Raw genomic sequence first — 10178 nt, forward strand, 5'->3', positions numbered from 1 at the left:
CGACTTGCCGAATAAAGAAGCCGGCCAATCCGCTCGCGCGATGCAGCCGTGACAGACGGCGCAACCGCGAGAGTTACCTGAAAACGACTGCCAGCTCGGACAGGCAGCCGCATACTTCAGCGCTCTCCGTCAGCAAATTGCGTGAGATTGACTCGGGAGATACACGTATACGATCACAAACCCATTGTTTTGTAATGCTCTGCAATCGACTGGATGGCCAGCATATAGCAAGCCTTTCGCATGCTGAGTTTATCAGGGATTGCCGTCGAAGGGACGTGATCCGCTCGAACGTCGTGGCGATCGTATCTTCGAGGCCGGATTCCACGAGCTGGCGCTCGGTCGGACCTTCGTTCACGCGCTCCCGAAACGAAGGGGTGAGCTTGCAGCTGCTCTGGCTTTCCATTTCACCGAGCAATGTGTTGAAAAGGATTTGTTCCCGACGTCGCTCGAGGCGGCCGAAGCTCATGCGTGACAGATTTTTCGCCCACTCGAAGTATGAAACGACGACGCCGCCGGAATTGGCGAAGATGTCGGGAATGATAGGAATCCCGCGCTCTTCGAGGCGACGCTCCGCCTCGGGAGTCACGGGTCCGTTCGCCGCCTCGACGACGAGCCTGGCTTCGACGTGCTCGACGTTGTCGGCCGTGATGACGCCCTCGTGGGCCGCCGGTACGAGAATGTCGCAAGGGGTGGCAAGCACCGCGTCGCGATCGGCGTTGAAGCTGCCGCCGTTGAAGCCGGAAAGGCCACCCGTCGCTTTCATGTGCGACGTCAACGCAGCGATGTCGAGGCCATCCGGGTTGGCGATGCAGCCGTCCCGGTCGCTGACGGCGACGATCCTCGCTCCGTCCCGAGATGCGAAGCGCGCAAGGTGCGAACCGACATTTCCGAAGCCTTGGACGGCGATGGTCATGCCGGCCACGGAGGCGGGAAAGCCAAGCTCACGGGCTTCCTCCGAGTGGAGAAAAGCCTGGACAGCAAAATGCACCCCGAGCCCCGTCGCTTCCGTTCGCCCCTCGATCCCGCCATGCGTCAGCGGCTTGCCCGTGACGCAGCCCGGCGCGTTGATGTCCGCGGCATGGGTTCGCCGATACTGGTCGGCCATCCAGGCCATCTCGAGCGGGCCGGTCCCGACATCGGGCGCGGGCACGTTCTGCAAGGGGCTCAGGAGATTGCGACGGATTAGCTCGGCTGCGAAACGCCGGGTAATTTGCTCGCGTTCGGCGACGCTCCACTGCGCATTGTCGATCTTCAGTCCGCCCTTCGAACCGCCGAACGGGATGTCGACGAGCGCGCACTTCAAGCTCATCAGGGTCGCGAGGGCTTCGACCTCTTCCCGATCGACGTCGGGCGCATAGCGGATCCCGCCCTTGACCGGTTCGATATGATCGGAGTGAACGGCACGATACCCCTCGAACGTATGAAGCGTGCCGCGCAGGCGGACGCCGAACTTCACCGTATATGACGAATTGCAAACCTTGATCTTATGCGCGAGCGCAGGCTCGAGGGCGAGCGACGTGGCGGCTTCGTCGAATTGCTCCTCGACGGCCTGGATGAAGTTGAACACCGTATGACCTCCCATTTCGGTGACGGCTCTCCTAGGCGCAAACATTCGATGCTAGAAGGGGCAACGAGAGCAACAGGTGGTGCAAAGCAGGAGCGTTTATGAGCAGTTCGGTGCGGTTCTCTGGCTACACAGAGCTTCAGGATTCGATCGCGGCGCATTTTCCCGGTCTCACGCCACAGGAGCAGCTGCTCGCCAAGGTCATCATGGAGCGACCGACGGACGTCGCCTTCAGCAGCATGCGCAAGCTCGCCGCCAGCGCGAACGTCTCGCCCTACTGCGCGATCCGCCTCTTCAAGAAGCTGGGTTTCGCGTCCTTCGACGAAATCCGGCAGCTCGCGACCGCCGCACTGGTCGAGAACCCGGTGGTGGCGCTGGAGAAAGCCCAGGCCTCCCCGCAGGTGGGGCCGGGCAGCATGCTGGCGACGCAGGTGGACATGGTGGTCCGCGCCATCAAGAACCCGACCGTCGCCGAGCTCGACGCCGTCGCGGCCATCCTGGCGCGGGCCAAGGTCAACTACATCGCCGGTTTCCGCACCTCGCAGGCCTTGGCGCAGCATTTTCACTACTGCGGCCAGCATGCGCACAAGAACCTCCTGATCATTACGGGTGAAAGCAGCTACGCCATCGACCAGCTGGCGGGCATCGGTAGCAGCGATGTGCTGTTCGTCCTGTCCTTCAAGCCCTACGCGCAGCTCTCCATCCGGTTGGCCCAATATGCCAAGGGCCGCGGCGCGCGCATCCTGGCGCTGACGGACAACAAGCTGTCGCCGATCTATCGCTTGGCCGACGACATCCTCTTCGTCGCCGCCGAGGGAACGTCCTACTTCAACTCCCTTGTCGGCCCCACCATCGTGCTCGAGCGGCTTCTGGTGCGCATGCATGCGTTGAACGAGGGCGGCGCAGCCGCGCGGCTCAAGGAGTATCGCTCGCTCCACCGCTATCTCGATCGCGCCAACCGCTGACGGCACCGCAACGGCTGGTGCGAAATTCACAGACTTTGCACTGACTTGATGCTGAGCGATTGAAACGGACGCGGGCGACATGCATCCCGGCTCCCGCGAGACCGCCCCCCGGGACCGATGCTGGCCACGCCGATCCGTGCCGACCCCGCCGGACCGTTCCTCGCAAGCCATCCTGCGAAGCCAGGCGCCGTAGAAGGACGTGTAGTTGATGTCGTCAAACCCCTGCCTTGCGAGCGTCGTCGCGGAAATTGCCGACGAGGTCGGACGAATGACGGAGCGCGGAGACGTCGCCCGGTACATTCCGGAACTTGCCCATGTCGATCCGCGTCAGTTCGGCATGGTTGTCGTCGATGCGGACGGGCGTGTCTTCGCAGCTGGAGATAGCGACACGCCGTTTTCGATCCAAAGCATCTCGAAGGTCTTCACGTTGACCATGGCGCTCGGCATGATCGGCGACCGCCTGTGGCAGAGGGTCGGCCGGGAGCCGTCGGGCAACCCGTTCAATTCGATCGTCCAGCTCGAACTCGAGCGCGGCGTTCCGCGCAATCCCTTCATCAACGCGGGTGCCATCGCCGTCACCGATGTCATCGTGGCCTCGCACCAGCCACGCGAAGCGATAGGAGAAATCCTGCGCTTCCTTCAGTCTCTCGCCGCAGACCGGCGGATCGTGATCGACAAGACCGTGGCCGACTCGGAGAAACGGACTGGGTTCCGCAACACCGCCCTTGCGAACTACATGAAAAGCTTCGGGGTGATCGAGCGCCCGGTCGAGTTCACGCTCGGCGTCTACTTTCACCAATGCGCCATCGCCATGTCCTGCCGGCAGCTCGCCACGGCGGCGCGCTATCTCGCTTTCGGAGGAGCGGACCCGGCGACGGGACGCGCTGTCGTGACGAGCGAGCGAGCACGCCGCATCAACGCGCTGATGCTGACCTGCGGCCACTACGACGGTTCGGGAGACTTCGCCTACAAGGTCGGCCTGCCCGGCAAGAGCGGCGTCGGCGGCGGCATCATCGCCGTGGCTCCCAACACGGCCTCGATCGCGGTCTGGTCGCCCGGCCTCGACCGTGCCGGGAATTCGCTGCTCGGTCAGTTCGCCCTCGAACGCCTCGTCAAAAGAACGGGATGGTCGATTTTCGGTCCCTAGGGGCGGTTTGACTCGGCGTTACCCCGCCGACCGAGCGTTATGGTGAGGGCGGCCCGAAGGGGCTTGCACGCTGCGCCCAAGCGCAACGATTGGTGCGTAACCAACAATTTGCCGCCTAACATGTTGCGGGTCGATTGTACGGCGAGGAGAGTTCGGGCATCTCCCGTCGCCAGGTCGCCACTGTGCTGAAGCGGCCATGTCTGGGAGGACAATCTTGCATACTCTACTGAAGACGATCGCTCTGCTCGGCATGGCCGGCGCGGCCATGATGGCCTCCGTGCCGGGCTGGGCGAAAGATCTGGTGGTCGCCACCGACACGGCCTTCGTGCCCTTCGAGTTCAAGCAGGGCGACCGATACGTCGGCTTCGACATCGATCTGTGGGATGCGATCGCCAAGGATATGGGCGTCACCTACAAGCTCCAGCCGATGGACTTCAACGGCATCATCCCGGGCCTGCAGACGCATCAAGTGGATGTGGGCATCGCGGGTATCACCATCAAGGACGAGCGTCGAAAGGCCGTCGACTTCTCCGACCCGTACTACGACAGCGGCCTGCTTCTCATCGTGCCGAAAGGGAGCGCCATCAAGTCGGGCGCGGACCTCAAGGGCAAGGTTCTCGCCGTGAAGACCGGAACGGCGTCCGTCGACTATGCCAAGGCGAACTTCCCGGACGCGGAGCTGCGCCTCTTCCCGAACATCGACAACGCCTATCTCGAGGTCCAGACGGGCCGCGCGGACGCGGCCCTGCACGATGCCCCGAACGTCTTGTACTTCATCAAGACGAATGGGCAGGGAAAGGTGCAGGCCGTGGGTCCGCAGCTCCAGGCCCAGCAATACGGGATGGCCTTCGAGAAGGGGAGCGAGCTGAGGGAAAAGGTCAACGCGAGCCTGGCCAAGCTGAAGGCCAACGGCACCTACAAGGCGATCTACGCCAAGTGGTTCGGCGAAGAGCCCCCAAAGCAGTGATCCGACGCTGACGAGCCGCGTCGTCGCCCAGGTCGGTCACCGGGCCGGGCGACGGCGCTGCCTTCCGGCGATCGCACGAGCGGGTGACCCGTCCTCTCCGAGGACCGGGTCATCGTCGTCGCGGTAACGCCCGGCGGCCCGTAGCCCGCCGCCGGCCTCTCCGCTCCCTTTCCGTCTTATCGGCAGGACGTGTTCCGTCCTCCTCGCAGGGATCTGCGTCCTATGGATTTTGACTGGTCTGTCATCTGGCAAGCCCTGCCGGAACTTTTGAAGGGCGCGCGCCTGACGATATTCATCGCCCTTGTCGGTCTTGTCGGCGGCATGGCGATTGGCACACTCGTCGGTCTCGTCCGCGCCTACGGCCATCCCGTCTTCAACTGGCTGTGTTTCATCTACGTCGAACTCATCCGCGGCACGCCCATCATCGTGCAGGTCATGTTCATCTATTTCGCACTTCCCCTTCTGGCGGATGTGCGGATCGACCCGCTCTCGGCCGCGATCATCTCCATTGTCATCAATTCCAGCGCCTACATCGCCGAGATCGTGCGCGGGGCCTTCCTGTCGGTCCACAAGGGCCTGAGGGAGGCCGGTCTGGCCTTGGGTCTGCCGTTCTGGAAGGTGCTGGCCTACGTCATCGGCCCGCTCGCTTTCCGCCGCATGACCCCGGCTCTCGGCAACCAGTGCATCGTGAGCCTGAAGGACACTTCGTTGTTCATCGTCATCGGCGTGGGCGAACTGACCCGCTCCGGGCAGGAGATCATGGCCTCGAACTTCCGCGCGGTGGAAATCTGGTCGGCGGTCGCGATCATCTATCTCGCGATGACGGCGGTTCTGTCGCTCGTCCTGCGTACCACCGAAAAGAGGATGCGGATCCTGTGAGCATCGTAGAATTCAAAGGTGTCACCAAGCGGTTCGGCACCGTCACCATCCTCGACAACGTCGACCTTTCCATCCCCGTCGGCGAGAAGCTGGTGCTGATCGGCCCCTCCGGCTCCGGCAAATCGACGCTCCTGCGTTGCATCAACGCGCTGGAGGAAATCGATGGCGGCGACCTCATGGTCGACGGGCACAGCGTGAAGGGCGGTTCCAAAACCGTGCGCCTCATCCGCCAGGAAGCGGGTATGGTGTTCCAACAGTTCAATCTTTTTCCGCAGATGACGGCGCTGGAGAACGTCGCCTTCGGTGCCCGCCACGTGCGCGGCACGCCGAAGCGGCAGGCCGAGGAGGAGGCTCGCGAACTGCTCGCCAAGGTCGGCCTCGCCGAGCGCGCCGGCCACTATCCCGGCGAACTGTCGGGTGGCCAGCAGCAGCGCGTCGCCATCGCCCGGGCGCTCGCCGTGCGTCCCAAGCTGATGCTTTTCGACGAGCCCACCTCGGCGCTCGATCCCGAACTGCGCCAGGAGGTGTTGTACGTCATGCAATCCTTGGCCGAAGAAGGGATGACGATGATCGTCGTCACGCATGAAATCGGCTTCGCCCGTCAGGTCGGGACACGGCTAATCTTCATGGAGGGCGGCAAAATCACGGTGGACGGCCCTCCTGCTGAACTCATCTCTACCCCCAAGAACCCAAGGCTGCGCGAATTTCTTCGTCACGTGCACTGACGGGTATCAACTCCGCATGGATGGGCTGTGACGTGCCCCCGACTTTGGACCGCCGGGCCGGAAGATTTCCGGGGTGATTTGCTCAGGCGGGCGGGCTGCCTTCCGAGCGTTTCATCAGCTCGATCGGGGTCTTGTGACCGATCGCGCTGTGAGCGCCGGACTTCGTTGGTGTCTCCACGCCAAGCCTCCATCTTGGCCTTCGCGTCGTCAAGGCTCATGAACCAGTGGATGTTCCGGCACTCGGCTCGGAACTTGCCGTTGAAGCTCTCGATGAAGGCATTCCGGCATGATGGCGCCGGTTCCCTGTTCCCGAGATGGGATGAAGCGGATAGCTTTCTCCGATCCGGGCCACGGGGCACCGGGAGCACGAAGAGTGCGGGCAGGCCGTCGCACTGACATGAGCTGCGAGCTCGAAGTCGTTATCTGGCCGCCCCTGCGACTAGCCCGGATGCGCTGCGAGCGCGGATCCGTAATTATCGTGTCGCCCGCCGGCTCCCCTGATGTCACAGACCAGGAGGAGGACATGCGTATCGTCGGCATGGATATCCACCGGGTGGCGGCCGAGGCCGTGGCGCTGCTCGATGGAACGTTGGTGAAGCTCGGCCGCATTCCCATGCTGCGCGACAGCCTCGAGGCGTTCGCGCGAACCGCTCTTGCCAAGGACGATCACGTCGTCGTCGAGGCGACAGGCAACGCCGCTGCCGTCGTCGAGATGCTGGCGCCTCATGTCGGCCGCTGATCGCGTTGTAGAACGAGTTGTTCATATTGGCGTCGTCCAACTGCCTGTGCACAAGATTCTCGAAAGGATTGCTGCAAGCTGGACTAAGTCTTTGGCTTCAAAGTCCCAGTCTTTGCGATCTACACATCCCCTGTCACCGGGTGCTGTTGTTTCATTGTCTCGGGGAATATATGCGGTTTTCAACCCGCACTGGCGTGCGGCTTCCAGATCGTAACCATGCGCCGCGATCAGCATGGCTCGCTCCGGCGGAACCTGAAGAAACTCACAAGCTCGCAGGTACACCGTCGGCATAGGCTTGTATGAGGATGAAATGTCAGCGCCAAGGATCGTATCCCACGGCAAGCCGGCATGTTTGGCCATATTCACGAGCAGCCGCGTGTTGCCGTCCGAAAGGGGCGCAACGACATAGCTCTCCCTCAACTTTGTGATGCCCTCAACGGAATCCGGCCATGGCTTCAAGCGATGCCATGCCGCATTCAGGTCTTGCAGTTCGGATTGGGCAAGACCGGTCGGCGCTACCCCAAAATCGCTCAGACAGGTCTCCAAGTTCTCCATATTCAGCACATCGAGCGGGACGAAGGGACGCTGCCCCGACCTGATGCGACCAACGGAGGCATCATAACCGGCGACCCAGGCGTCTGCGAATACGCCGGCTGAGATATGGTCGATACCGTTCCGGTTCAGAAATCCTCTCGCCTCGGCCGCGATGCTTCCTCGCCAATCGACGACCGTTCCGAGCACATCGAAGAACAACACTTCAACCTTCGACACGTCAAATCTCCCAGGCGACTCATCAATTGCGGTACGAAGCGTCGGCTTTGTCGAGCTGTCGCTTCAGGTAGTCGAAGTGGGCGAAGGCTTGGTCGTTGTAGGGCAGCCAACCATCGGCCGTCTTCCGCGCGAGTTCCTCGCTCATGACGTTCAGCGGCTGCCCGGTGGAATAGGCGAGAACGAGCACCTTCGCCGCCCGCTCCAGAAAATACAGGTTCTCAAACGCCTCGGCGACGGTAGGCCCTGTCACGGAGACGCCGTGCTGCCCCATTATGAGCGCGCTGCGATTGCCGAAGGCCTCGGCCAGCCGTTCGCCTTCGGCAGCGTCGTTGGCGATGCCGCCAAACCCAAGGTCGATACCGAGCGTTCCGAAGAACCGGGCCGTGTTTTGGTCGATCGGTTTGAGCTCGGGGTTCTGAAGGCCCGCGAGCGCCGTGGCGTAGGGCGGATGGCAATGGAAAATCACACGGGCGCTTGGGCATTTACGGTGGATGGCCCCGTGGATCGACCAGGCAGAAGGATCAGGGGCGTCAGGGCGCTCCATCACACTCCGATCCTCGGCATCGAGCAGCAGCAGATCGCTTGCTTTCACCTCCCCGAAATGCCGCCAGCGGGAATTCATCAAGAACGTCTTCCCATCGGCCGAGACGGCAGCGCTGAAGTGATTGCCGACCGACTCATGCCAATCGAACTGAGCCGCAAGGCGGAAGGCCGCGGCCATGTCCACGCGCAGAGCATGGACCGCTTCGGCATCAAGATTTTCAAAGCGCATCGGCAGACCCTTCTTTTCTCGGCGCCGCCCGGGTCATTATGATAAGAGCCTATCGGCAGAACCGTCTTCACTGCCCGTGAGAATAATGTTCCATAGCAGCACATTAGAAGGTCGATAAATCTTATAGGACATAACTCTGGGATTATGTTGATGCGTCATTCGTTGCCGCCACTGCGCTTGTTGACGACCTTCGAAGCCGTGCTCAGGACAGGCGGTGTGCAGAATGCCGCCAAGGAGCTGAATGTTACGCAGCCAGCCGTCTCCCAAGCGCTGCGCGCCTTGGAAGATCATCTCGGCGCGAGCCTGCTTGATCGCCGCAAGCGTCCCGCCACGCTGACGGACGCCGGGCACGTCCTGTTCAGAGCCGTGTCGAAGGGACTGGACGAGATTGGACAAGCCGTTCAGCAGATCAGGCTGATGGGGGCGGTCGATGAGGATCTCGTCACAATCGCATGCACGATCTGCACCGGCACTTACTGGCTGATGCCCCGCCTAGCAGCGTTCTACAGCGAACACCCTCATTTGACGGTACGCGTTGCGACGTCTCCAAGCGTCCCCCGGTTCTCTCCCGAAACAGATCTGTTGATACGCTACGGACACGGACAGTGGGACGATGGAAGAAGCGAGCTTCTATTCAAAGAGAGAATCGTTCCGGTTTGCAGTCCCAAGCTCCTCGAAGAGATTGGATCCGACGATTTCAGCAGGGCTACGTTGCTGGATGTCGAGAGGCCAGACGAGTGCTGGCCGCAATGGCAAGATTACCTGCACATGGCCGGACATCGAGGCACCCATTGTCCGGTTCGAACATTCGACAACTATGTGCAAGCGACGCAAGCCGCGATTGCAGGCATGGGAATCATGCTGGGTTGGGTGTCAAACTCAGAAGATCTTCTGAGAGACGGGCGACTTGTCGAATACCGCGATACGCCTTTGATACCTGAGGACGCGTTTTTCGTTGTTGCGCCGTTGGATAGGCGTTCCAAGCTATCGGCCCGCTTATTAGCGGATCACTTGCACAACCGTGCTGCCGAACCTCGGCCCTAAGGCTCTCGTTTGCGCTCAGCGCTAAATTCAAGCCTGAACCCTGCGTTGGATCAGTGATGGTCGTGTAGCGTCAACAGCCGTCCTTAGCCTTCAGACGGATGCGAGCATTCGCTACCCTGAATCTGTGTCCGAATAATGCACGGAGGCCAAGTGACGATGCGACTTTCTGAGAACCTGCGCGCTCACGCGTCCACCGTCATTGAACGCAGCACCTAGCCAGGCGCGCACTTCATCCTTCGACCCGTTTCAGTCCTTCACCCGCCATAAGCGATTCTCTGAAAGCGGTCATTGACCCAGCACCTTGGCAGGCTGCGGTGCGCTGAACTGATCCCGGTAGGATTGCGGGCTCACGCCCGCGCGCCGCCGGAAATGATGCCGCAGCGTATCGGCAGACCCCATGCCGACGGCGGCTGCGATCTCATCGATGCTGTGCCTGCGTTCAACGAGCAGGCGTTTGGCCTGCTCCACCCGTTCGGCAATGAGCCATTCGCCCGGCGGCGAGCCTGTCGCCTCGGTGAAGCGCCGTACGAACGTGCGTAGGCTCATATGGCACTCGGACGCCATGCGCGTCAGCATCCAGGATGCACCGAGATCGGCCCGCATTC

General features: G+C 61.8%; 10 protein-coding genes and 2 pseudogenes. 7 read left to right on the top strand and 5 right to left on the bottom strand.

Features of this window, described 5'->3' with window-relative positions; genetic code table 11:
* Nucleotides 1-73 precede the first annotated feature (73 nt).
* Nucleotides 74-1567 (bottom strand): Glu/Leu/Phe/Val family dehydrogenase, encoded by a 1494-nt coding sequence (locus tag AUL36_RS12380; protein WP_244497115.1) that lies wholly within the window; start codon nucleotides 1565-1567, stop codon nucleotides 74-76.
* A gap of 98 nt (nucleotides 1568-1665) precedes the next feature.
* Here AUL36_RS12380 and AUL36_RS12385 point away from each other — a divergent pair, with 98 nt between their 5' ends.
* From AUL36_RS12385 to glnQ, 5 genes are all read left to right on the top strand, one after another.
* The gene (locus AUL36_RS12385) at nucleotides 1666-2529 is read left to right on the top strand and encodes a MurR/RpiR family transcriptional regulator (protein WP_058600585.1); all 864 of its coding nucleotides are present in this window, start codon (nucleotides 1666-1668) and stop codon (nucleotides 2527-2529) included.
* Nucleotides 2530-2737: 208 nt separating this feature from the next.
* A complete protein-coding gene (locus AUL36_RS12390; protein ID WP_058600584.1) occupies nucleotides 2738-3676 on the top strand; it encodes a glutaminase in 939 nt (312 codons plus the stop codon).
* A gap of 250 nt (nucleotides 3677-3926) precedes the next feature.
* Nucleotides 3927-4643 carry a glutamine ABC transporter substrate-binding protein GlnH gene (gene glnH, locus AUL36_RS12395; protein ID WP_156418367.1) on the top strand — a complete coding sequence of 239 codons (717 nt, stop codon included), beginning with the start codon at nucleotides 3927-3929 and terminating at the stop codon, nucleotides 4641-4643.
* Between the two features lie 222 nt (nucleotides 4644-4865).
* Nucleotides 4866-5522 carry a glutamine ABC transporter permease GlnP gene (gene glnP, locus AUL36_RS12400; RefSeq protein WP_058600583.1) on the top strand — a complete coding sequence of 219 codons (657 nt, stop codon included), beginning with the start codon at nucleotides 4866-4868 and terminating at the stop codon, nucleotides 5520-5522.
* Entirely contained in the window at nucleotides 5519-6247 is a 729-nt protein-coding gene (glnQ, locus tag AUL36_RS12405; RefSeq protein ID WP_058634149.1) for a glutamine ABC transporter ATP-binding protein GlnQ, read from the top strand. Before glnP ends, glnQ begins: the two co-directional genes overlap by 4 nt.
* Before the next feature lie 82 nt (nucleotides 6248-6329).
* On the opposite strand, the pseudogene AUL36_RS24650 reads toward glnQ, so the two are convergent.
* Nucleotides 6330-6531 (bottom strand): annotated as a pseudogene (locus AUL36_RS24650) (integrase core domain-containing protein); the annotation flags it as partial.
* A 239-nt stretch (nucleotides 6532-6770) separates the two neighbouring features.
* On the opposite strand from AUL36_RS24650, the pseudogene AUL36_RS24225 reads away from it, so the two are divergent.
* A pseudogene (locus tag AUL36_RS24225) lies at nucleotides 6771-6983 on the top strand (IS110 family transposase); the annotation flags it as partial.
* Between the two features lie 24 nt (nucleotides 6984-7007).
* Here AUL36_RS24225 and AUL36_RS12415 read toward each other — a convergent pair.
* Complete coding sequence (locus AUL36_RS12415; protein WP_062221155.1) at nucleotides 7008-7757, bottom strand: haloacid dehalogenase type II; 750 nt, start codon at nucleotides 7755-7757, stop codon at nucleotides 7008-7010.
* A gap of 22 nt (nucleotides 7758-7779) precedes the next feature.
* Nucleotides 7780-8529: a class II aldolase/adducin family protein gene (locus AUL36_RS12420; protein ID WP_062221158.1), complete on the bottom strand. Its 750-nt coding sequence runs from the start codon at nucleotides 8527-8529 to the stop codon at nucleotides 7780-7782.
* Nucleotides 8530-8679: 150 nt separating this feature from the next.
* Between AUL36_RS12420 and AUL36_RS12425 the strand changes: the two genes are divergently transcribed.
* A complete protein-coding gene (locus AUL36_RS12425) occupies nucleotides 8680-9573 on the top strand; it encodes a LysR substrate-binding domain-containing protein (protein ID WP_192843828.1) in 894 nt (297 codons plus the stop codon).
* 285 nt (nucleotides 9574-9858) lie between these two features.
* On the opposite strand, the gene AUL36_RS12430 is transcribed toward AUL36_RS12425, so the two are convergent.
* Nucleotides 9859-10178 (bottom strand): helix-turn-helix domain-containing protein (locus AUL36_RS12430; RefSeq protein ID WP_062221164.1); only part of this gene is annotated, 320 nt, incomplete at its 5' end.

The sequence above is a fragment of the Aureimonas sp. D3 genome (assembly GCF_001463805.1).
In the GTDB taxonomy this organism is placed as follows: Bacteria; Pseudomonadota; Alphaproteobacteria; order Rhizobiales; family Rhizobiaceae; genus Aureimonas; species Aureimonas ureilytica_A.